Below are 21,989 nucleotides of genomic sequence, written 5' to 3' on the forward strand. Positions count from 1 at the left end.
GCTGTTGGTTGTACCGTTAACGGTCGGCCTAGCGTTTTCGCAGCAGGCGCAGGGCGTTGGCGGTGACCAGGGCGGTGGCGCCGGTGTCGGCCAGCACCGCAATCCACAGGCCGGTGATGCCGAGCAGGCTGGTGACCAGGAAGATGGCCTTGAGCCCCAGCGCCAGCGCGATGTTCTGGTGGATGTTGGCCAGCGCCGCGCGGGAGAGCCGGATCATGGCGGCGACCCCGCCGAGCTGGTTGTGGGTCAGCGCCGCATCGGCGGTCTCCAGCGCCACGTCGGTGCCACCTCCCATGGCGATGCCGATGCTGGCCCGCTTCATGGCCGGGGCGTCGTTGATGCCGTCGCCGATCATCGCGACTTTCTGGTTGAGGCCGAGCTTGGCGATCTCATCGACCTTGCCCTCCGGCAGCAGGCCGGCGCGCCAGCCCATGCCGAGCTCGCCGGCGATCGCCTCGGCGGCGCGGGGGTTGTCACCGGTCAGCATGATGCTCTTGAGACCAAGCTCGCTCAGCTCTTGCAGCGCCGCAGCCGCCTCCGGCCGGATCTGGTCGCGCAGGGCCAGCAGGGCGGCCGGGGCGACGTCAGGCTGACCGAGCACCACCACTGTCTTGCCTTGCTGCTCCAGGGTGGCGACCCGGGCCTGCATCGCCGCATCCAGGGTGGCGACCCGGCTCGGTGCCAGCAACTGCCAGAGGGTACCGTCGATGCGACCCTCTACCCCCATGCCGGGCAGGGCGCGCAGATCCTGGGCGGCGGCGAGGTTGAGGCCCCGTTCACTGGCCGCCGTCACCACGGCGCGGGCCAGCGGGTGGTGGGAGCCCTGTTCGATGGCGGCCGCCAGTGCCAGCAGGTCGGCCTCAGGCTGGCCATTGAGGCTCACCAGTTCGGTCAGCTGCGGCTTGCCCAGGGTCAGGGTGCCGGTCTTGTCAAAGGCCAGGGTATCGATGTGGGCGAGGCGCTCCAGGGCGGCGCCCCCCTTGATGAGAGCCCCCTGCCGGGTGGCTGCCGCCAGCGCCGAGGTGACCGCCGCCGGGGTGGAGATGACCAGGGCGCAGGGGCAACCGATCAGCAGCAGCGCCAGCCCGCGATAGACCCACTCGTCCCAGCTCTGGCCGAAGGCGAGCGGCGGTACCAGCACCACCAGCAGGGCGACCAGCATCATGGCCGGGGTATACCAGCGACTGAAGCGGTCGATGAAGCGCTCGATGGGGGCGCGCTGGGTCTCGGCCTCCTCGATGAGATGCAGGATGCGGTCGATGGCGTTGTTGCCGGGTTCGGACACCACCTCGAGGCGCAGCACCCGATCCGCCGCCAGACTGCCGGCGGGGACCTTGTCACCCCGGCGGCGCTCCACCGGGATGGATTCGCCGGTCAGGGCGCTCTCGTCAAAGGCGCCGAGGGGGTCGAGCAGGCGGGCATCGGCGGCCAGGCGGGCACCCGGGGCGATTTCGATGATGTCACCGGGACGCAGCTGGTCGGCAGCGACTTCTTCCCGTACCTCGCCCTCGGCAGTGGTGCGGATGCGCAGCGCCTTGTCGGGCACCAGCGCCATCAGGGCGGTGACCCCGGCGCGGGCGCGGCCAGCGGCGTAGGCTTCCAGATGTTCCCCCAGCATGAACAGCAGCAGCACCATGGCCGCTTCGGCGGTTTCGCCGAGGAACAGGGCCCCCACGGCGGCGACCGTCATCAGGGTCTCGATGGCGAAGGGGGAGCCGCTTCTGGTCAGTGCCCACGCCTTGCGGGCGACGGGCCACAGCCCCCAGAGGGTGGCCAGGGTAAAGAGCGGCTGACCGATCTGGCTCGGCAGCAGGGCCGCCACCCCCATCAATCCGGCGAGCGACAGGGGCTGCCAATATTTGGCGAGCAGATTGCTGACTCTCTGCATCAGCGGGCTGCGGCCCGGTTCGCTGCGAGCCGTGTTTTGAGCGCCTCCTTTGAGCTGGAAGCCTGCGGCCAGCACGGCGGCGGTAACGGGATCGGGGGAGAGGCCGGGGGCCAGATCCACCACCAGCTTCTCGGTGGCAAACAGCACCCGAGCCTGCTGTACGCCCTCCACCCGGCTGACGGCGGTCTCTATCTTGCGTGCACAGCTGGGACAATCCATGCCCAGCACCTGCCAGCTATGGCGGCGGCTGTTCTGCTCGGGGGTAGCCAGCGGCGGCTCGGTCGCGGCGGCCGTGTGGGCGTGCCCCTGCTCATGATGATCGTGGTCGTGGTCGTGGTCGTGGTCGTGGGCTGTGTCGGTGGCGCAAGCGCCTCTGGGGGGCTCTTCATCCCCCGGGCCGTCTGCGCCACTTTGCCCCTGATGATCGTGGCGGGTCGGGTTGGCGACACCACTGGCCTGTGTCGCGTTGTCGCAGCAGTGGCTGGTGTGGCTGTGCCCGGCCTGTGGGGTGGCGGCCTTGCTGACGGCCTTGATGGGGGCAGCGGCGTGTTGATGGCTGCAGCAGGATTTGCTCATGATGCGTTCCTCTTGAGGGATCCCGCCCCTGCGGGATCCTGGATGACTGAGCCGAGTGTAAACCTTGGTGTAAAGTCCAAGGTCAAGTCCTCTTCTCCTCTTTGTCCGGGACCATGACCGTGGCCGCTGATCTGCCCCTGGAGCTGGAGGGACGCAAAGGGATGCCAAATCCCTTTCATTAGCGGGTGTTTGTCATCCCGTGGCGGGCCTATACTGGGGACCCTGGATCCCACATCAATCATCAAGGACCTAACATGAGCAATACCGTCACCCTGCAAGGCAACCCCGTCTCCGTCTCCGGCCACTTCCCCGTTGCCGGTGAGCAGGCCAAGCCCTTCTCCCTGGTTGCTGGCGATCTGTCCGATGCGACCCTGGCGACCTTCGCCGGCAAGCGCAAGATCCTGAACATCTTCCCGAGCGTCGACACCCCGACCTGCGCCACTTCCGTGCGCAAGTTCAACGAGCAGGCAAGCGCCCTGAACAACACCGTCGTGCTGTGCATCTCCGCCGACCTGCCGTTCGCCCAGGCCCGTTTCTGCGGCGCCGAGGGTCTGGACAAGGTGGTGAACCTCTCCACCCTGCGTGGTGTCTCCTTCCTGCAGGACTACGGCGTGGCCTTCTCCTCCGGCCCGCTGGTGGGTCTGGCTGCCCGTGCCATCGTGGTACTGGATGAGCACGACAAGGTGCTGCACAGCGAGCTGGTGGCCGAAGTCGCCGACGAGCCGAACTACGCCGCCGCCCTGGCCGTTCTGTAAGTCGCGCCACAGGCTGATTGCCTGACGGCCTGCCCCGTTCACACGGGGCAGGCCGTTTTTATTGCGCTCCCGAACCTTTTACTTATGGGGTGGGTCTGGCTAGACTTCGCCTCCACATCCTCGTTCAGCCTGTATCTGCGATCCCCATGACGTTTGACGAACTCGCCCTTGCCCCCGCCCTGTTGCCCCTGCTGCCCGCAGCGCTGGAAAAACCGACCCCCATTCAGCAGCTAGCCATTCCTGCTGCCTTGTCAGGACGGGATCTGCTTGCCCTGGCCAGGACCGGCAGTGGCAAGACCCTGGCATTCGGCCTGCCGCTGCTGCAGAGGCTGGACGCAGCCAGCGACCGGGTACAGGGATTGGTACTGGTCCCCACCCGGGAGCTGGCAAGCCAGGTGAGCGCCGCCCTGCAGGAGATTGCCGACGGGTTGGGGGTGCGCCTTCTGACCCTGTGTGGCGGGGTGGCCCAGGAGTGGCAGGAGCGGGAACTGGCTCTCGGCCCCCAACTGCTGGTGGCGACCCCCGGACGGTTGCGGGACTTGCTGGCCCAGCAGACGCTGGGGCTGGGTGCCCTGCGCATGCTGGTGCTGGATGAAGCGGATCGCCTGCTGGAGATGGGGTTCTGGCCCGATATCCAGTGGCTGATGAAGGCGATGCCGGAGGCGCGGCAGCAGATGCTCTTCTCCGCCACCTTGCCGGTCGAGCTGGAGAGCCTGGCCTCTGGCCTGCTGCAGGATCCGGTGCGCATCGAGGCCGAGCCGCTCAACAGCCTGGTGAGCGACATCGAGGAGCGGCTCTATCTGGTCAACAGGAGCAGCAAGGTGCCTGCGCTGATCGCCCTGCTGGAGGCCGGAGAGTGGCCCCAGGCGCTGGTCTTCATCAGTGCCAGGGACGACGCGGACGGGGTGGCCAAGAAACTCGCCAGGGCTGGCATGACGGTGGCGGTCCTGCACGGAAACAAGGATCAGGCCGCGCGGGAGCAGGCGCTGGCGGATTTCAAGGAGGGCAGGGTGCGGGTGCTGGTGGCCACGGACCTGATGGCGCGCGGCATCCACGTGGAGGCATTGCCGGTGGTGATCAATCTGGATCTGCCGGACCATGCCCCCGTCTACGTGCATCGTATCGGTCGTACCGCCCGTGCCGGGCAGAGCGGTCTGGCCATCTCCCTTACCTGTCACGGGGATGGGGAGGCGCTCAAGGGGATCCGGGCCCTGACCGGTCGGCCCCTGCCCCTGGCGGCGCTGGCAGGTTTCCCGGTGACCGACAAACCCGCCAGCGGGGAGAGCAAACGGGCGCCAAGAGACAAGCAGGCGAACCGTCGCACCCAGGGCAAGCGCAGCATCAAGCAGTTCAAGGGCAAATCCTGAGACGGACTTCTTGCCCCCGGCGGGAGCCTGTCGTCGTGAAGGAGAGGAGAGATCGGCAGCGCGCCCGGGGGCGCGCCAAACTACACGGCAAGGGGGTCAGTCGTGGAACTGGTTGATCAGGCGGGAGAGGTTTTGCAGCCGCTCCACCAGCAAGGTGATGCCATCGAGGGCTTGACGGCTGTTGTCCGCGGTGTGGCTCGCCAGTTGGTGGATCTGGTGGATCCCCTGATCCAGGGTGCTGGTGACATCCGCCTGCTGGCTCACCGCCTGGGCTATCTCGTCGCTGGTGTGGGTCACCCGGGCCAGCATCCGGTTGATCTGGTCGAGCACCTCGGCGGTGGCCCCCATGTGCTGCTGGCAGAGCACTGATGTCTGGGCCCCCTGCTCCATGCCATCGGACAGTTGCCGGGTGCTCTGTTGCAGCGCCCCTATCATGTCGCTTATCTCGCCGGTGGAGCTGCGGGTCTTCTGGGCCAGGGCCCGTATCTCGTCGGCCACCACCGCAAAGCCGCGCCCTTGTTCACCGGCCCGTGCCGCCTCGATGGCCGCATTGAGGGAGAGCAGGTTGGTCTGATCCGCAATCTGCCCGATCACCTCCAGAATGCCGTTGATCTTCTGGCTGTCCTGGGTCAGGCGCGCCAGCACGCCCTGGCTGGCGTCCAGCTCCTGATGAAGCCTGTCGACCGAATCCCGGGTGGTGGCCAGCGCCTGCTGACCACTGGCGGACACCTGCTGGACCTCGCCCACCAGCGCATTGGCCTGGTGGGCATTGTCAGCCACATCGCGGATGGACTGGCTCATCTGGGTGATGGCCGCCGCCAGTTGCTCGCTCTGGGCCCGCTGCTGTTGCAGGTGAGTGTCTATGGTCTGGATATGCCCCCTGTCATCTTCCGCCGCCTGCAGGATCTGCTGGTTGGTGTCCGCGCTGCGACCCACCACGGCGCGCAGCTCCGCCTTCTTCATGCGCAGCAGCAGTTCAAGGGCGGCCAGGCTGTCCTGACGCCTGGCATAGAGTACCTGGCAAAGGGCGCTGCCCTGCTCCTCGCCCGCCATGGCCAGCAGTCTGGCCAGCCGCCGTTGCAGATGCCAGCCATGCCCCATCTGGGCCAGCAAGCAGAGCAGGGTGATGACGCCCCACCCCGGCTGGCCGGTGACCAGACTGGCCCCCATGCCGAGCAGGGCGGTGCCAGAGAGCAGCAGACACAGCTGCCCCGGCTCCAGGGTCAGCCGGGTCAGCCAGGGCAGTGCCTTGCCGTCACGGATCCGGGCATAGAGCTGCTCTGCCCAGGCGATGTCGTGATCCTGGGGACGGGTGCGGACAGACTGGTATTCGATGATCTGCTGCTGATCGTTGAGAATCGGCGTGACGTAGGCGTTGACCCAGTAGAACTGACCACTCTTGGCGCGGTTCTTTACCAGCCCCATCCAGCTCTTACCTTGTTGCAGGCGGCGCCACATGTCGGCGAACGCGGCCTTGGGCATGTCGGGGTGGCGGACCAGATTGTGGGGCTCCCCTTCCATTTCGGTCGCGCTGTAGCCCGCCACATCGCAAAAGTGCTGGTTGGCATAAGTGATGTGACTGGCGGGATCCGTGGTCGAGATCAGTGAGATGTGATCGGGGAAACGGATCTCCCCTTCGTGCCGGGTTGTGGTCATGTGCGCATCCTGAATGAGCCAAGTAACTGATAAAGTTATTTTTTATATTTGTGATTGTTACGGCGTCATTGTAGATGCGGACTGTTACACCACCTTGGCTTGGGTCAATAAATCAACACGGGAAAGGCTGAAAAAAGTCGTAGATGGCGGGCTCAGCCGCGGGGAGTGAAGTCGTGGATCTCCCCCGTCCTCGGTTTGAAGCGGGGGTCATTGTCTTCTGCGCTGGCGACCCAGGCCATGGCCTGGCAGAAACTCTCCTGCTTGGCGAAGGCATCCCGGGCCTGATCGATGGCTCGTTCGGCATTGCGCCGCTCCATCTTGCTGGCCTTGCGGTCGCTGAACTGCTTCTGCTGGCTCAACATCCATTCGAGGAAGGCCTGGCGGCATTCGGTTTCATCGGCGGCCTTGGCGGGAAGGGCAACAAACAGGGCAATCAGGAGCAGAGCACGCATGGCAGGATCGGATCACGGGGTTGATGAATGAAAAGAGGCGGCATTTTATGCCGGGAACTTGAACAGGAACAGTGCCAGGAGGGGTCAGATGTCCCGACCCCTCCCCGGACTCAGTGTTTGACGAGGTAGAGCTGACGGCTGTAGGCCACGTCTTCCGGGTTGTTGATGGGATACCCCTTGAGCCAGGGCTTGATGAGCCGGGCATTGGTGTACTGGTAGATGGGGGCGATGGGGGCCTCCTTCTGCAAGATGGCCTCGGCCTCATCGAACAGGCGGGCCCGCTCTGCGGGATCCTGACTGTTGGCCGCCTGCGCCAGCAGCTTGTCGTAAGCCGGGTTGGTGAACCGGGCCATGTTGCCGCTGTGGCCCGATCCCCAGAGCCCGAGGAAGGCGGAGGGGTCGTTGTAATCGGCGACCCAGGAGGAGCGGATCACCTCGAACTGGCCGCTTTGACGGCTGTCGAGATAGGTTTTCCACTCCTGGTTGGTGAGCTCGACCCGGGCCCCCAGCTTCTGTTTCCACAGGTTGGCGATGGCCAGCGCCATCTTCTTGTGAATTTCCGCCGTGTTGTAGAGCAGGGTCAGCCTGAGGGGATTGCTTGGGCCGTAGCCCGCTTCTTTCAGCAGGGCTCTGGCACGCTCGTCCAGCGCTTGCTGACTGCTGGTGGAGAGCAGATTGGGCTTGGGGTCGAAGCCGGCGGTCACGTCCGGGGTGAAGTGGTAGGCCGGTTTCTCCCCGGTGCCCAGCACCTTGTCGGCAATCAGGCCCCTGTCGATGGTGTAGGAGAGCGCCTGGCGAACCCGTACATCATTGAGGGGCGGGCGCTGGGTGTTGAAGGCGTAGTAGTAGGTGCCGAGCTGTTCCGGGGTATAGACCTCCCCCGGGATCTGGGCCATCAGGCTCTGGTACTGCTCCTTGGGGAAGGATTCGGTGATGTGCAGATCCCCGGCCAGATAGCGGTGGGTGGCCGCGCTCTCCTGGTTGATGGGCACGAAGGTGACGCGGGTCAGCACCGTGTGGGCGCGATCCCAGTAGTAGGGATTGGGCGTCAGCTCCAGTTTCTCGTTCACCACCCGGTGACTCAACACGAAGGCGCCGTTGCCCACCAGCTTGCCGGGCTGGGTCCACTGGTTGCCATATTGCTCCATGCTGGCCTGGTGCAGGGGCGACAGGCTGGGGTGGGTCAGCAGGCTCAGGAAATAGGGCACCGGCTGGGAGAGGGTCACCTTCAGGGTATGGTCATCGACGGCCTCCACCCCGAGCGCATCGGGGGCCAGCTTGCCTGCCACTATGTCGTCCACCTTGTCGAAGCGGGCAAGCTGGGCGAACCAGGCGAAAGTGGCGGCTTCCCTGGGGTCAACCAGCTTGCGCCAACCATAGACGAAGTCGGCGGCGCGCACGGGGTCGCCGTTGGACCAGCGGGCATCCGGCCTCAGGTGGAAGGTGAATGTCTGGTTCCCCTCGTTGTCCCAGCGGGATGCCACCCCGGGCAGCACCTTGCCGTCCGGCCCCTGGGTCAGCAGCCCCTCGTAAAGGTCTCTGAGGACCTGCAGCTCCGGCAGTCCCACCAGCTTGAGAGGGCTCAGGCTCGCCGGTTCATCCTTGAGATGACGGACGACGGCTTGTTCAGCGGCGAGTGGGGTACCGGGCGGCACATCGGCGGCCTGGACGCAGGCACAGCCCAGCAGGGCCAGTAGGGGGCTCCATCCTTTCATGGTGAATCCTTCAAAATGTGTGAAGCGAGGAGAAAACTCGGCGAGAATGCATCGCCGGCAGATGGGAAATCATGATATCCCCTTTGCTGGTCAGACCGCCAGCATGAGTCCCATGATATCCGATGCGGCTGTCAACGAGGGGGCGCCGTGAGCGCCAGGAAAAGGAGAGAGTGATGAGAGCATGGATCTTGTTGGCCTGCGTGCTGAGCCAGGGCGCCTGGGCGTTGTCCCCGTGCGAGAAGAGCAGCTCGGTGGGAAGCTGGTGCGAAGTGAACATAGAGGCGCTGCACCCCACCCAGGGCGGCGTCGGTCAGTTGCAGGTGGATACCACAGCCCGGGAGCTGGCGGACAAGAGCGAGAAGCAGCTCGACAAGCTGATGAAAAAGAAAGAGATCCCCATCGTCATCGCGCCGGATGGGGGTTACTGGCTGGTGGACAGGCACCACCTGACCAAGGCGCTGTGGCAGCAGGGGGTGAAGCAGGTCAGGGTCAAGGTGATTGCACGGTTGCAGGACAGGGCCAATTTCTGGAGCCAGATGCAGAACAACCACTGGGCCTGGCTCAAGGATGAACGGGGTCAACCCCTGACTCCCGAGCAGTTGCCCGGCCATATCGGTGAATTGCCGGATTACCCCTACCGCACCCTGGCGGGGCTGTTGCAGGATGCGGGCTACTTCAGCAAGAAGGATCAGGTCTACTTCGTCGAGTTTGCCTGGGCCAGCTGGCTCGGCCAGCAGATGGCCTGGCAGCCGATCGATGAGGTCAACCTCGCGGATCGCCTCGCCGAAGCCAAACGGCTGGCGTGCAGCAGCAAGGCGTCGGATCTGCCTGGTTACCCCGGCAAGCAGTGTCGCGTCAATCAGCCCAGAACGGCGGGTTGAGGGATCCTGCACAAAGGGTCTGGTTGATATTTGTTCTCGATTGGCCATGATACAAACTCCACTCGTGTCGGCAAAGGAGAGGAACATGGAACATCAGAACTGGCAACGTTACATGCTGGAGGCGGAGAACGCCCTTGGCATGGGGGCTTTGGGCACGGCGATCTGCCTCTATCAGCAGGCCCTGGGGGAAGTGTATGAGCTGGCCTCCGGGGATCTGGACGAACTGGCCAGCATGCGGGTCGCCACCTGTCACCGCATGGCCGACTTCTGGCGTGCCATGGAAGAGCCCGCCTATGAACTGCGCTACCTCAAGCTCGCCTCCGAGCTGGTCACTGCCCTGGTGCCCCAGTGCCCCAACCGGGAGTGCGAATCCCTCATCAGCGAGCTGGGCTGCTGCCGCGCCGCCCTGCTCTCCTTCTTGAAGCGCCACCCCAATCCGGAGATCGCCCGGCTTATCCAGGTGCAGGACAGGGTGCAGGGCTGCGAGTTGATAGGCCGGTTCCGTCTCAACTGAGTTCAGCGCCGTTTTTGCAGCTTGCTGGCGATGCGGTTTTGCGCCTCTTCCCCTTGCAGGGCCTGGGCGAAGGCGCGCGCTTCCAGGTCGATGACGAAATGCACCGCCTGTTTGAGCTCCTGCTTGAGCAGCGCCTTGCTCTTCTGGAGCGCCATCGGCGGCTTGGCCGCTAGTTTCAATCCTTGCTCCCGAGCGAAGGGGAGCAGGTCCGCCGGGGCCAGCACCCGGTTGGCGAGCCCGAGACGCAGCGCCTCTTCCCCATCGATGGCCTCTGCCAGCAGCAACAGCTCCGCCGCCTTGAGGTGACCGACGGCGCGTGGCAGCAGCAGGCTGGCGGCAAACTCCGGCACCAGTCCCAGCTCGACGAAAGGCAGCTGCAGCCGGGCGTTGTCACCCAGATAGACCAGGTCGCAGTGCAGCAGCAGGGTAGTGCCGATGCCGACTGCCGGGCCGCCCACTGCGGCGATCACAGGTTTGGGGAAGTCGGCCAGGGTGTGCAGAAATTGCAGGATGGGGTCGTCCGGCTCAAGGGCATGCTTGCCAACAAAGTCGGCCAGATCGTTGCCGGCGGTGAAGCACTCCGCCTGGCCCTGCAACAGCAGCACATGGACCTCTTCGTCCCGGGCTGCCTGGCGCAGTGCATCGGTCAGCGCCAGATACGTCTCCGTGTTGAGGGCATTGCGCTTTTCCGGTCGATTGAAGGTCAGGGTGAGCAAGCCGTCCTGCTGTTCGGCCAGAATTGTGAGGGCCATGTCTGAATCCTTGTTGTCGGGGGCTGTCAAAAGCTTGCCACAGGGGTAAGCTTTGTCTCGTTTAACAACATCATAAAAGGATTTCAACCATGTTTAAACGTGCGTTTTATTCCACCATGGCACTGCTTCTGGCCGCCCCGGCCCTGGCCAAGGTCGACGCGGTCGATGGTTATGTGCGCCTGCTGCCCCCTGGTTCGCCGAACACGGCGGCGTTCATGGTGCTCAGGAACGATGGAGACAAACCGGTGAAACTGGTGGCGGGAGCGTCTCCTGAGGCGGGCCGTGTCGAGCTGCACACCCATTTGCACGAGAACGGCGTCATGAAGATGCGCCAGGTGGAGAGTATCGAGATCCCGGCCAAGGGGGAGGCCGTGCTCAAGCCCGGCAGCCTGCACATCATGTTGTTCGACATCCATACCCTGTCCCAGGGCACGCCCTTCCCGCTGACCCTGACCCTGGACGATGGGCAGACGCTGTCACTGAGCCTGCCCGTGAAGCCGGTCGAACCCATGAAAGGGATGAAGCACTGACATTTATGGACGCTTGTTCAGCTTTTTACTCTAGGTATTCCTTGCCCAGCGGGTAAAATGATGGCCTTTCCAGTCCAAAATGGAGCGAAGTGATGAAGAAGACCCTGATTGCCGGCACTGTGATGGCTCTGCTCAGCCATGGGGCCATGGCCGCCAATGACTGGCGTTTTGCGGCGGGTGCCGATCTGTGGAATGCCCAGGGAAGTGGCCAGGTCAGCAGCGTGGGTGCCGATGGCAGCTACGACGAGAACTACAACTGGAGCGGCTACCTGCAACTGGAGCACGGCATCCTGCTGCTGCCCAACGCCAAGTTCGAAATGTCCGACTTCAGCAGCAGCGGTGGCAGCTTCAACAACGATCTGCTGGCTTACGACCTGAGCCTCTACTATCGCCTGTTCAACAACGATCTGTTCCAGATCGATCTGGGTCTGACCGGTCGTCGCTACGACGGTGATTTCAACACCCAGCACTACTCCTATGACAAGGATGTGCTGATGGCCTACACCGGGGGTGAAGTACGCATCCCGGGGACCGGCTTTGCGGCGTTTGGCGATATGCGGGTGCAGGATGCCGACAACTACGACTACCGTCTGGGCGGCTCCTACAAGTTCTCTTCCGTGCCGCTCAAGATCCGCGCCGGCTGGCGTGAGGCCGAGATGGACTTCGATCGCGTCGATCAGACCATCGACGGCTGGTTCATCGGTGGTGAATTTACCTTCTGATCTCCCTGAGGAGCACGCATGGGCCACATCATAGTGACTGGCGCGGGGTCCGGACTGGGCCGCGCCCTGACCATAGGGCTGGTTGAACGCGGCCATCAGGTTTCCATGATGGGTCGCCGTTACCAGAAACTGCAGGAGCAGGAAGAGCTGCTCGGTAAGGCGGTGATCGGCATTGCCGCCGATCTGGCACACCACGAAGAGGTGGATGTCGCCTTTGCCGCTGCGGTGGAGTGGGGCGGCCTGCCCGACATGGTGATCCACTGTGCCGGTGTCGGCGAGTTCGGCCCGGTGGGTGTCTACACCGCCGAGCAGATCCGCCGGGTGGTGGAGAGCAATCTCATCTCCACCATACTGGTGGCCCAGCAGACGGTGCGTCTCATCGGTGACAAGGGCGGCGTGCTGGCGAATGTGCTCTCCTCTGCCGCCCAGACCGGCAAGGCCAACGAGAGCCTCTATTGCGCCTCCAAATGGGGCATGCGCGGCTTTCTCGAATCCTTGCGGGCCGAGCTGAAGAGTGCTCCCCTGCGACTGGTGAACCTCTATCCGAGCGGGATCCGCAGCGAGTTCTGGGAGAATTCGGATCACGTGGATTCGAGTGGCTTCATGACGCCGGAAGACGCGGCGGCCTACATGCTGGATGCGTTGGCCGCGAGAAGCAGCTGCCATGTGACCGATCTCTTCATCGGTCGCAATAGTTGAGATAGTGGGCTCCGGCCCTTGCCGCCCAGAAGAGCAGAAACAAAAAGCGCGCCATTTGGCGCGCTTTTTTATCTCGGCAAGAGGGCGGAATTAACGACCCAGCTTGGCCTTGAGCAGGGCAACGATCTCGCCGATGGCCACTTCCTGCTTCTCGCCGGAGCGGCGGCACTTGTACTCCACCACGCCGTTGTCGAGACCACGGTCGCCGATGACGATGGCGTGGGGCACACCGATCAGCTCCATGTCGGCGAACATCACACCCGGGCGCTCCTTGCGGTCGTCAAACAGCACGTCCACACCGGCGGCTTTGAGCTCGGCGTAGAACTGTTGTGCCTGCTCGGCCACGCGCTCGGACTTGTGCATGTTCATCGGCACGATGGCCACTTCGAACGGGGCGATGGCGTCCGGCCAGATGATGCCGTACTGGTCGTTATTCTGCTCGATAGCGGCAGCCACCAGACGGGAAACCCCGATACCGTAGCAACCCATCTCCATGGTGACGGACTTGCCGCCTTCGTTCAGCACGCTCGCCTTCATCGCTTCGGAGTACTTGGTACCCAGCTGGAAGATGTGGCCCACTTCGATACCGCGCTTGAGCAGCAGCTTGCCCTGGCCGCACGGGCTCGGGTCGCCTTCTACCACGTTGCGCAGGTCGGCAACCTCAAAAGAGGTGATGTCGCGATCCCAGTTGGCACCGGTCAGGTGGAAACCGGTCTCGTTGGCGCCGCAAACAAAATCGCTCAGATGGGCGGCGCTGCGATCGACGATGATGCGACCGGCAAAGCCGACCGGGCCGATGGAGCCTGCATCGCAACCGGCGGCCGCTTTGATCTGCTCGTCATTGGCGAAGGTCAGCGGGTTAGCCACGCCAGAAAGCTTCTCAGCCTTGATTTCGTTCAGCTCGTGGTCGCCACGCAATACCAGGGCGATGACGGCCTGTTTGCCGTGCTCGTCTTCCTCGGCCAGTACCAGCAGGGTCTTGGCGATGGCGGTCGGCGCCACGTTCAGGAAAGCGGCCACTTCGTCGATGGTGTGGACGGCCGGGGTGGCCACCTTGGTCAGGGCTTTGGTTGCGGCAGCGCGCTCGCCAGCCGGTGCCAGGGCTTCGGCCATCTCGATGTTGGCGGCGTAATCGGATGTATCGGAGAAGGCGATCAAGTCTTCACCGCTCTCAGCCAGCACCTGGAATTCGTGGGAGCCGGTGCCCCCGATGGAGCCGGTATCGGCCTGCACCGGGCGGAAGTTCAGACCCATGCGAGTGAAGGCGGTGCAGTAGGCCGCGTGCATCTTCTCATAGGTATCGACCAGGGAAGCCTTGTCGATGTGGAAGGAGTAGGCATCCTTCATCAGGAATTCGCGGCCGCGCATCACGCCGAAACGGGGGCGCACTTCATCGCGGAACTTGGTCTGGATCTGGTACAGATTCAGCGGCAGTTGCTTGTAGCTGTTCACTTCGTAACGGACCAGCGCGGTGATCACCTCTTCGTGGGTCGGGCCCAGCACGAAGGGGCGGTTGTGACGGTCGGTCAGGCGGCACAGCTCGGGGCCGTAGTCATCCCAGCGGCCGGACTCCTGCCACAGCTCGGCGGGCTGTACCACCGGCATGGATACTTCGACGGCACCCGCATTGTTCATCTCTTCGCGGACGATGTTTTCAATCTTCTTCAGGACCCGCAGGCCGGTCGGCAGCCAGGCGTACATGCCGGAAGCGAGTTTGCGGATCATCCCGGCGCGCAGCATCAGCTGGTGGCTGACAACTTCAGCGTCGGAGGGGGTTTCCTTGAGAGTGGAAAGCAGATATTGGCTGGTACGCATCGCGGTAGACCTTCGCTAGTTCGGGCGGCTTGGCCCTGGAAAATTTCAAGTGCGGAATTTTAACAGGCGAAGCCCCCCGGCCCAAGGGCTAAATTCAGCGGCGCTGGGGGGAGGGCGGGGGCCTTGCCCCGCCCACACTAGACCCGAAATTGCGACAGCAACTGCTGTTGCTGCTTGCTGGCCTGATGGAGGGAGGAGGCCAGTTGCAGGCACTCCTGGGCTTCCTGTTCGCCCGTCTGGGCCTGCAGGCTGATATCCGAAACCTTGCCCGTGGTGTGTCCCAGGGTGTGGGAGAGCTGGCTGGTCGCCTCTGCTACCTGTTGCACCATGTCGGCGAGTTGATCGATGGCCTCTTCTACCTTGAACAGGATCTGTTTGGTGTTGTCGGAGTCCGCCATACCCGATTCCACGGTTTTCAGGTTGCGTTGCATCATCAGATAGGCCTGCTCTGTCTGCTGCTGGATGCTGTTGATCACGTCCGTTATCTCGGCGCTGGAGGTGGCGGTGCGATTGGCCAGGGTGCGCACCTCGTCGGCCACCACGGCAAAACCGCGTCCCATCTCGCCCGCCCGGGCGGCTTCGATGGCGGCATTGAGTGCCAGCAGGTTGGTCTGCTCCGAAATATTGCTGATGGTGGAGATGATCTGGCCAATCTGCCCTGCCTGCTCCTTGAGGGCATTGATGGCGGTGGCACATTCACCCACCTCCATGACCACCCGCTGCATGCCGGCGGTGGCGGAGGAGACATACTGGCTGCTTTGCGTGGTGAGCTGGCGTACCTCGTTGGCGTTGTGTGCCGCCAGGTTGCAGTTGTCCGAGATGGTGGTGGCCACCTGCACCATCTGCTCGCTGTCGTGGTGCAGCGCCTGGGCATGCGCAGCGGTCTGGCGGCTGCTCTGGCTGATGGCCTGGACCCGGTTGACCGAGGTGTGCACGTGCTGGTTGATGTGCTGGTTGTTGTCCATGGTGGCGCTGATCATCTTCTGCAGCTTCTCGATGAAGCGATCCACGCTGCCGGCCAGGGAGCCAATCTCGTCGTCGCGTGAGAGGTTGATGCGGGCATTGAGATCTCCCTCCCCGGCGGCGATGTCCTGCATGCGCTTGTCGACCTGGAGTAGCGGGCGAACAATGGTGCGAACCAGCCAGAAGCCGCAGCAGGTGACGATCAGCAGGCTGAGCAGCAAGCCCCCCAGGATGAGTCCCCTGGTGTAGTCGATGATGGCGTTGAGCTGGTGAACCTGATCCTCGACGGTGGCGTCCCCCTGGGCCTCGACCTCGACCAGCGCCAGCCTGAGCTGGTCGGCACTGTGTTCGTAACGGGCCAGCTGGTTCTGATAAGCGCTCAGGGCTGTGGTCCATTCACGGATCAGGCGGGCATTGTCGGCTTGCAGGGCGCGATACTGGGTGGAGAGCATTTGGCCTGCAAACTCCCCGTCGCCGGGCACATCGAACTGGCCGGTTGCCAGCATGCCGTCAACCGCCTCCTGATAGAAGCGGGTGGCTTGTGCCAGCTCGGCCTGGATGGCAGGAGTAGGGCCTTCGCTCTGCATCTTCTCCAGCGCATAGAGCTGGCGCAAGAATCCGATGTTGGCCTCCATGCCGCCATCGGCCGCCTGCCAGCGGGTCGCGAGGCCGCCGTTCCAGCTGATGGCCTGATCCGGTGAGCGGGTGAGGCTCTCGACGGCCTCGTCACCGATCACCTCCAGCCTGGTGGAGAGGCGTGACATGCGTTCAGAACTGGCGCGCAGCGCCTCATCGGCGCTCGTGAAGGTGCGATAGAGGGTCAGCAGCTGTGCCTGCTCTTGCTGATAGGTCTGCTCATGCTGCTTCAGCGTGGTGATGGCTGCCGCATCGATGAGCCCGCCTTGCTCCACCCGGCGCAAAGCGTCGCTGGCCGCCTCTTTTGCCCGTTGCAGCTCCGGTGCGTCGAGGGGGATCCCCGAGAGCATTTTCTGGATATAGAGCGACTGGTTGCCGAGTTCGATGGAACCCTCCATGGCACCATCTGCCGTCTGCCAGGCGGCACCCAGGACGTAGGAGAGCAGATCAGCCAGCCGCTGGCTGCCATACCAGCCGATCGCCCCCATGCCCAGGGTGCAGCCGAGCAGAATGGTGAGTCCGAGGTTGGATGTGGTGACGATTTTCATGATTCAAGCCTTCCATGGTGCCGAACAAGACCATTTCAGTGTTCAATCAATGACGAAGATGTGCCATCCCCGATGGAAAATAAAGTGACAGACTGTGTTCTGAACGAGGGAAATGGCCGGGTATGAAGAGCGGGTCATCCCATGATCTGCATGGACCTATGCTGGATACTTATCCAGTTATTCTTTATGCTATGACCCAATTTGCGAGAGTCTGCGTGGCGAGGAAAAGAACATGATCGGTCGCTTGAGAGGCGTCATCATCGAGAAGCAACCCCCCGAGGTGTTGCTGGAAGTCGGAGGGGTGGGATATGAGGTTCATATGCCCATGAGCTGCTTCTATGATCTGCCCGAACTCGGGAAGGAGGCCGTTATTCACACCCACTTCGTGGTGCGTGAAGATGCCCAGCTGCTCTACGGCTTCAACCACAAGCAGGAGCGGGCGCTGTTTCGCGAGCTGATCAAGACCAACGGGGTCGGCCCCAAGCTGGCCCTGGCCATTCTCTCCGGCATGACGGCCACCCAGTTTGTGATGAGCGTCGAGCGCGAGGAGATAAGCTCACTGGTCAAGTTGCCCGGCGTGGGCAAGAAGACCGCCGAGCGCCTGGTGGTGGAGATGAAAGACCGCCTCAAGGGCTGGGTCAGCCACGATCTCTTCTCCCCGGCCGAAATCACCCTGCCCGCGAAAGAGAGTCCGCTGCGTGCCCCGGATGCGAGCGAGGAGGCGGCCAGTGCACTGGTGGCCCTCGGCTACAAGCCGCAGCAGGCCAGCCAGATCGTCAGCAAGGTGGCCGCCGACGGCATGTCGGTAGAGGAGATCATTCGTGAATCCCTGCGCAGCCTGGTGTGAGGTAGACAATGATTGAAGCGGATCGCCTCATCTCGGCCGGTGCCGCCCGTGAGGACGAGATCATCGATCGGGCCATCCGGCCCAGAAAGCTGGCCGATTACACCGGACAGGATCACGTCTGCGATCAGATGGAGATCTTCATCGAGGCCGCCCGCCAGCGCGGGGAGGCCCTCGATCATCTGCTGATCTTCGGGCCTCCCGGCCTTGGCAAGACCACGCTGGCCAACATCGTCGCCAACGAGATGGCGGTCAACATCAAGACCACCTCAGGCCCCGTGCTGGAGAAGGCCGGCGATCTGGCGGCGCTCCTCACCAACCTGGAACCGAACGATGTGCTCTTCATCGACGAGATCCACCGTCTCAGCCCGGTGGTGGAGGAGGTGCTCTACCCGGCCATGGAGGACTACCAGCTCGACATCATGATAGGGGAGGGGCCAGCGGCCCGCTCCATCAAGCTCGATCTCCCTCCCTTCACCCTGATCGGTGCCACCACCCGGGCCGGCTCCCTCACCAGCCCCCTGCGGGATCGGTTTGGCATCGTGCAGCGCCTCGAGTTTTACAACGTCAAGGACCTGACCGACATCGTCTCTCGCAGCGCCCGCTGCCTCGGGCTCGACATGACGGAAGACGGCGCTCTCGAGGTAGCCCGTCGCTCCCGGGGGACACCGCGGATTGCTAACCGTTTGTTAAGGCGGGTACGAGATTTTGCCCAGGTGAAGTCTGACGGGCGAATTGACGGACCCATTGCGGCCCGTGCCATGGACATGCTGGACGTGGACAACGAAGGTTTCGACTTCATGGATCGCAAGCTATTGTTGGCCGTCATCGACAAGTTTATGGGGGGGCCCGTCGGGCTCGACAACCTGGCCGCCGCCATCGGTGAGGAGAAGGACACCATAGAAGACGTGCTGGAACCTTATCTGATCCAGCAAGGCTATCTGCAACGTACACCCAGAGGGCGGATCGCAACTCAGAGAGCCTACGCACACTTTGGCCTGGAACGACCGGCAGATCAGTAGACGTTGCGCTATGAACCAAAAAGCCGCCCTTGAGGCGGCTTTTTGTTTTGCGGGCAAAAAAAAGCCCACGGCACAGGCGGTGGGCAAAGACAATTCAGGATGGATGTTCACAGACAGTGAGCGCGTCTGCAGACCGGTCGGGAAAAAACAGAGGAGCCGTCGCGAGGCTTCAGAGTCGGTTCATTTGATAGAGTTGAACGAAAGAAAGCTTGTAGTAACGGATGGTCTTGGCAACAAACTTTTTCATCATTAATCCCAACAAACAGGTTCGAAATGTTCATCGAATACGTACCGGGAACCCGGAATGACCGGCCTGTATTCAGAGGTATGCCCTCACTGCGAGGCGCATTGTAGGAGCTCTTTCCGGGTGGGGCAAACAAGAAAATCTATGGGCTTTTGATTAGATAAACTAATGAATTTGGTGGGGGTGTCAATCCGCATAAACATGTGTTTTTACTGGGTTTAAATTGATTTTTGGATGAGCCTGGCCATTTATTGAAATAATCGAGATGCGAGGGCTTTATTTCCGGGGTTGCGTATTTGTTTAACAGAATTGAAACTATTTTGATGTGTCATAAAATTGATTTAAATCAATTATTTACGACTTGGTGTTTTTTGTGATGAAGCTCCCATAATTAATGGGAAAAGCCCTATAAGTTGCCTTGAAAAAACATGTATTGAGGGTGGTTTTACATTGATTTCAATCAAATAAAGGTGATATAAAACAGCGATCATTATAGGCGGGAATAGAACCCTGGTTATTGTTTATTAGATGTTAAACATTAGCTTTTTTTGTTCCTGTATATTGCCTTGTTGTTAATGTGGTGGCAGTCGAATCCGGTCAGTCCGCGAGGGGTGACCGACCGTTCGGGGACTTCCAATGGAAGCTTTGTCCTTAAAACTTAAAATAGCCGTGCCAATAATCGGTGAGGAAACATCATGATTGCTGAGCATGTGGTAGACCTATCGCGGTTCCAATTTGCTGCGACGGCCCTTTATCACTTCCTGTTTGTACCCTTGACGCTGGGGATGGCCTTCATCCTGGCGATCATGGAGTCTGTCTATGTGATGACCAACAACACAGTGTACCGGGACATGACCAAGTTCTGGGGCAAGTTGTTCGGTATCAACTTTGCCCTCGGGGTTACCACCGGGCTCACCATGGAGTTTCAGTTCGGTACCAACTGGGCTTACTACTCCCACTATGTCGGCGACATCTTCGGGGCCCCGCTGGCCATCGAAGGCTTGATGGCCTTCTTCCTGGAGTCCACCTTCGTCGGTATGTTCTTCTTCGGTTGGGATCGTCTCAGCAAGCGCCAGCACCTGGCGGCTACCTGGCTGATGGCGCTCGGGACCAACCTCTCCGCACTGTGGATCCTGGTCGCCAACGGCTGGATGCAGAACCCGGTGGGTGCCGAGTTCAACTTCGAATCCATGCGCATGGAGATGGTGAGCTTCGCCGACCTGGTGTTCAACCCGGTTGCCCAGGTCAAGTTCGTACACACCGTGGCGGCAGGCTATACCACGGGCGCCATGTTCGTGCTCGGGATCTCCTCCTATTACCTGCTGAAGAATCGTGATGTGGCATTCGCTCGTCGCTCCTTCGCCATCGCGGCCGCGTTCGGCATGGCCTCCATCCTCTCCGTGCTGGTGCTGGGTGACGAGTCCGGCTACGAGACCGGGGAAGTGCAGAAGGTGAAACTGGCGGCCATCGAGGCCGAGTGGAACACGGAGCCGGCTCCGGCATCCTTCACCCTGTTCGGGATCCCGAACCAGGAAGAGATGCGCACCGACTACGCCATCAAGATCCCCTATGCCCTCGGCATCATCGCCACCCGTTCCCTGGACGGTCAGGTGACTGGTCTCAAGGATCTCAAGAGCGAGCATGAGCTGCGGGTGCGCAACGGCATGACCGCCTACGACCTGCTGACCAAGCTGCAATCCGGTGACAAGTCCGACGATACCCGCGCCCGCTTCGACGAAGTGAAGCAGGATCTGGGCTACGGTCTGCTGCTCAAGCGTTACACCCCCAACGTGACCGACGCCACCGACGAGCAGATCAAGGCTGCCGTGGATGACTCCATCCCGCAGGTACTGCCGCTGTTCTTCGCCTTCCGCATCATGGTCGCCTGCGGCATCCTGATGCTGGTGCTGATCGGTCTGGCCTTCTATGACAGCACCCGCCACAAGATCGGCGAGCGCAAGTGGCTGCTCAAGGCGCTGCTGTACGGCATTCCGCTGCCCTGGATCGCCATCGAGGCTGGCTGGTTTGTCGCTGAATATGGTCGTCAACCCTGGACCATCGCCGAGATGCTGCCGACTTATGTCTCTGCATCCAACATTCCTGCGTCCGAGATCTGGTTCTCTCTGATCGGGATCTTCCTGTTCTACACCGTACTGCTGATCATCGAGATGTACCTGATGTTCAAGTATGCGCGCCTGGGCCCAAGCAGCCTGAAGACGGGCAAGTACCACTTCGAACAGAGCAAGGCATAAGGAGAGTGACCCATGTTTGATTACGAACTGTTGCGTCTGGTCTGGTGGGTGCTGGTCGGCGTGCTGCTGATCGGGTTTGCCATCACCGACGGTTTCGATATGGGGGTGGGCGCCCTGCTCCCCTTCGTCGGCAAGAAGGATGTGGAGCGTCGCGTGATGCTCAACACCATGGGGCCGCACTGGGAAGGCAACCAGGTCTGGCTGGTGACCGCCGGTGGCGCCCTGTTCGCCGCCTGGCCCATGGTCTATGCGGCGGCCTTCTCCGGCTTCTACATCGCCATGATCCTGACCCTGATGGCGCTGTTCTTCCGTCCGGTCGGCTTCAAGTACCGCTCCCTGCAGGAAGATGCCAAGTGGCGCTCCAACTGGGACTGGGCTCTGTTTGCCGGTAGCGCCATTCCCCCTGTCATCTTCGGGGTGGCGTTCGGCAACCTGCTGCAGGGTGTACCGTTCAGCTTCAACCAGTTCCTGATGATGACCTATCACGGCAACTTCTTCGGTCTGCTCAATCCGTTCGGTCTGCTGGCCGGTCTGGTGAGCCTCTTCATGATCATCACCCAGGGTGCAACCTGGCTGATGATGAAGACCGAAGGTGAAGTGCTGGCGCGCTCTCGCACCGCCGCCATGATCTTCTCCCTGCTGACCCTGGTGCTGTTCGCCCTGGCCGGTGTCTGGGTGAGCGGCATGGATGGTTATGTGATTGTGGGCTCCGTCGCCACCGACGCCGTCACCAACCCCCTTCACAAGGAAGTGGTGGTGCAGGCCGGTGCCTGGATGCAGAACTACAACCTCTATCCCTGGATGATTGCCGCACCCGTGCTGGGTCTGGTGATGTGTCTGCTGACCGCCGTGGCGGCCAAGCTGGACAAGGGTTGGGTGGCGTTCCTGTTCTCCTCCCTGGCCATCGCCGGCATCATCCTGACCGCGGGCTTCTCCATGTTCCCGTTCGTGATGCCCTCGAGCCTCGAGCCGTCCCAGAGCCTGACCATGTGGGATTCCACCGCCTCCTTCAACACCCTCAAGGTGATGACGGTAGTCGCAGTCGTCTTCGTGCCGACCGTGCTGGCTTACACCATCTGGACCTACATCAAGATGTTCGGCCGGGTGAGTAACAAGCACATCGAAGACAACCAACAATCGCTCTACTAAGAAGGTGCC

The 21,989-nt window shown here is 62.2% G+C and carries 19 protein-coding genes; 12 read left to right on the forward strand and 7 right to left on the reverse strand.

Going from position 1 to position 21,989, the window contains the following annotated elements:
* Nucleotides 1–28 precede the first annotated feature (28 nt).
* A complete protein-coding gene (locus AB5Y80_RS08345) occupies nucleotides 29–2,464 on the reverse strand; it encodes a zinc/cadmium/mercury/lead-transporting ATPase (RefSeq protein WP_368172790.1) in 2,436 nt (811 codons plus the stop codon).
* Between the two features lie 254 nt (nucleotides 2,465–2,718).
* Here AB5Y80_RS08345 and tpx point away from each other — a divergent pair, with 254 nt between their 5' ends.
* Both tpx and AB5Y80_RS08355 read left to right on the forward strand, forming a co-directional pair.
* On the forward strand, nucleotides 2,719–3,219 hold the full coding sequence (gene tpx, locus AB5Y80_RS08350) for a thiol peroxidase (RefSeq protein ID WP_010672853.1): 501 nt from the start codon (nucleotides 2,719–2,721) through the stop codon (nucleotides 3,217–3,219).
* Between the two features lie 146 nt (nucleotides 3,220–3,365).
* Nucleotides 3,366–4,586 carry a DEAD/DEAH box helicase gene (locus AB5Y80_RS08355; protein ID WP_368172791.1) on the forward strand — a complete coding sequence of 407 codons (1,221 nt, stop codon included), beginning with the start codon at nucleotides 3,366–3,368 and terminating at the stop codon, nucleotides 4,584–4,586.
* A gap of 96 nt (nucleotides 4,587–4,682) precedes the next feature.
* Here AB5Y80_RS08355 and AB5Y80_RS08360 read toward each other — a convergent pair whose 3' ends face one another.
* From AB5Y80_RS08360 to AB5Y80_RS08370, 3 genes are all read right to left on the reverse strand, one after another.
* The gene (locus tag AB5Y80_RS08360; protein WP_042864414.1) at nucleotides 4,683–6,242 is read right to left on the reverse strand and encodes a PAS domain-containing methyl-accepting chemotaxis protein; all 1,560 of its coding nucleotides are present in this window, start codon (nucleotides 6,240–6,242) and stop codon (nucleotides 4,683–4,685) included.
* A 152-nt stretch (nucleotides 6,243–6,394) separates the two neighbouring features.
* Nucleotides 6,395–6,694: a hypothetical protein gene (locus AB5Y80_RS08365; RefSeq protein WP_010672856.1), complete on the reverse strand. Its 300-nt coding sequence runs from the start codon at nucleotides 6,692–6,694 to the stop codon at nucleotides 6,395–6,397.
* Nucleotides 6,695–6,804: 110 nt separating this feature from the next.
* A complete protein-coding gene (locus AB5Y80_RS08370) occupies nucleotides 6,805–8,409 on the reverse strand; it encodes an ABC transporter substrate-binding protein (protein WP_323934824.1) in 1,605 nt (534 codons plus the stop codon).
* 173 nt (nucleotides 8,410–8,582) lie between these two features.
* On the opposite strand from AB5Y80_RS08370, the gene AB5Y80_RS08375 reads away from it, so the two are divergent.
* Together AB5Y80_RS08375 and AB5Y80_RS08380 are read left to right on the forward strand one after the other, a co-directional pair.
* Entirely contained in the window at nucleotides 8,583–9,290 is a 708-nt protein-coding gene (locus tag AB5Y80_RS08375; protein ID WP_041214520.1) for a ParB-like protein, read from the forward strand.
* An 85-nt stretch (nucleotides 9,291–9,375) separates the two neighbouring features.
* Complete coding sequence (locus AB5Y80_RS08380; protein ID WP_010672859.1) at nucleotides 9,376–9,804, forward strand: DUF2753 family protein; 429 nt, start codon at nucleotides 9,376–9,378, stop codon at nucleotides 9,802–9,804.
* Nucleotides 9,805–9,806: 2 nt separating this feature from the next.
* On the opposite strand, the gene AB5Y80_RS08385 is transcribed toward AB5Y80_RS08380, so the two are convergent.
* Nucleotides 9,807–10,556 carry an enoyl-CoA hydratase-related protein gene (locus tag AB5Y80_RS08385; protein WP_201985516.1) on the reverse strand — a complete coding sequence of 250 codons (750 nt, stop codon included), beginning with the start codon at nucleotides 10,554–10,556 and terminating at the stop codon, nucleotides 9,807–9,809.
* Nucleotides 10,557–10,645: 89 nt separating this feature from the next.
* Between AB5Y80_RS08385 and AB5Y80_RS08390 the strand changes: the two genes are divergently transcribed.
* The 3 genes from AB5Y80_RS08390 to AB5Y80_RS08400 all read left to right on the forward strand — a co-directional run bounded on the left by AB5Y80_RS08390 (nucleotide 10,646) and on the right by AB5Y80_RS08400 (nucleotide 12,507).
* Entirely contained in the window at nucleotides 10,646–11,086 is a 441-nt protein-coding gene (locus AB5Y80_RS08390; protein WP_134997075.1) for a copper chaperone PCu(A)C, read from the forward strand.
* Nucleotides 11,087–11,178: 92 nt separating this feature from the next.
* Nucleotides 11,179–11,808, forward strand: a complete 630-nt coding sequence (locus AB5Y80_RS08395) for a TIGR04219 family outer membrane beta-barrel protein (RefSeq protein ID WP_010672862.1) — start codon at nucleotides 11,179–11,181, stop codon at nucleotides 11,806–11,808.
* Between the two features lie 18 nt (nucleotides 11,809–11,826).
* Nucleotides 11,827–12,507: an SDR family oxidoreductase gene (locus AB5Y80_RS08400; RefSeq protein WP_041214522.1), complete on the forward strand. Its 681-nt coding sequence runs from the start codon at nucleotides 11,827–11,829 to the stop codon at nucleotides 12,505–12,507.
* Between the two features lie 90 nt (nucleotides 12,508–12,597).
* Here the strand turns inward: AB5Y80_RS08400 and AB5Y80_RS08405 are convergent, their stop codons facing one another.
* Together AB5Y80_RS08405 and AB5Y80_RS08410 are read right to left on the reverse strand one after the other, a co-directional pair.
* On the reverse strand, nucleotides 12,598–14,322 hold the full coding sequence (locus AB5Y80_RS08405; RefSeq protein WP_124244076.1) for a proline--tRNA ligase: 1,725 nt from the start codon (nucleotides 14,320–14,322) through the stop codon (nucleotides 12,598–12,600).
* A 137-nt stretch (nucleotides 14,323–14,459) separates the two neighbouring features.
* A complete protein-coding gene (locus tag AB5Y80_RS08410; protein ID WP_368172792.1) occupies nucleotides 14,460–16,469 on the reverse strand; it encodes a methyl-accepting chemotaxis protein in 2,010 nt (669 codons plus the stop codon).
* Nucleotides 16,470–16,701: 232 nt separating this feature from the next.
* Between AB5Y80_RS08410 and ruvA the strand changes: the two genes are divergently transcribed.
* The 5 genes from ruvA to cydB all read left to right on the forward strand — a co-directional run bounded on the left by ruvA (nucleotide 16,702) and on the right by cydB (nucleotide 21,980).
* The gene (ruvA, locus tag AB5Y80_RS08415; RefSeq protein ID WP_010672867.1) at nucleotides 16,702–17,316 is read left to right on the forward strand and encodes a Holliday junction branch migration protein RuvA; all 615 of its coding nucleotides are present in this window, start codon (nucleotides 16,702–16,704) and stop codon (nucleotides 17,314–17,316) included.
* Between the two features lie 8 nt (nucleotides 17,317–17,324).
* Complete coding sequence (gene ruvB, locus AB5Y80_RS08420) at nucleotides 17,325–18,335, forward strand: Holliday junction branch migration DNA helicase RuvB (protein ID WP_368172793.1); 1,011 nt, start codon at nucleotides 17,325–17,327, stop codon at nucleotides 18,333–18,335.
* A 10-nt stretch (nucleotides 18,336–18,345) separates the two neighbouring features.
* Nucleotides 18,346–18,588, forward strand: coding sequence for a hypothetical protein (locus tag AB5Y80_RS08425; RefSeq protein WP_029313687.1), 243 nt, complete (start codon nucleotides 18,346–18,348; stop codon nucleotides 18,586–18,588).
* A 686-nt stretch (nucleotides 18,589–19,274) separates the two neighbouring features.
* On the forward strand, nucleotides 19,275–20,831 hold the full coding sequence (locus tag AB5Y80_RS08430) for a cytochrome ubiquinol oxidase subunit I (protein ID WP_010672869.1): 1,557 nt from the start codon (nucleotides 19,275–19,277) through the stop codon (nucleotides 20,829–20,831).
* Between the two features lie 12 nt (nucleotides 20,832–20,843).
* A complete protein-coding gene (gene cydB / locus AB5Y80_RS08435) occupies nucleotides 20,844–21,980 on the forward strand; it encodes a cytochrome d ubiquinol oxidase subunit II (RefSeq protein ID WP_010672870.1) in 1,137 nt (378 codons plus the stop codon).
* The last annotated feature ends 9 nt before the right edge of the window (nucleotides 21,981–21,989 follow it).

Source organism: Aeromonas sp. R2-1 (assembly GCF_040908425.1).
Lineage (GTDB): Bacteria > Pseudomonadota > Gammaproteobacteria > Enterobacterales > Aeromonadaceae > Aeromonas > Aeromonas caviae.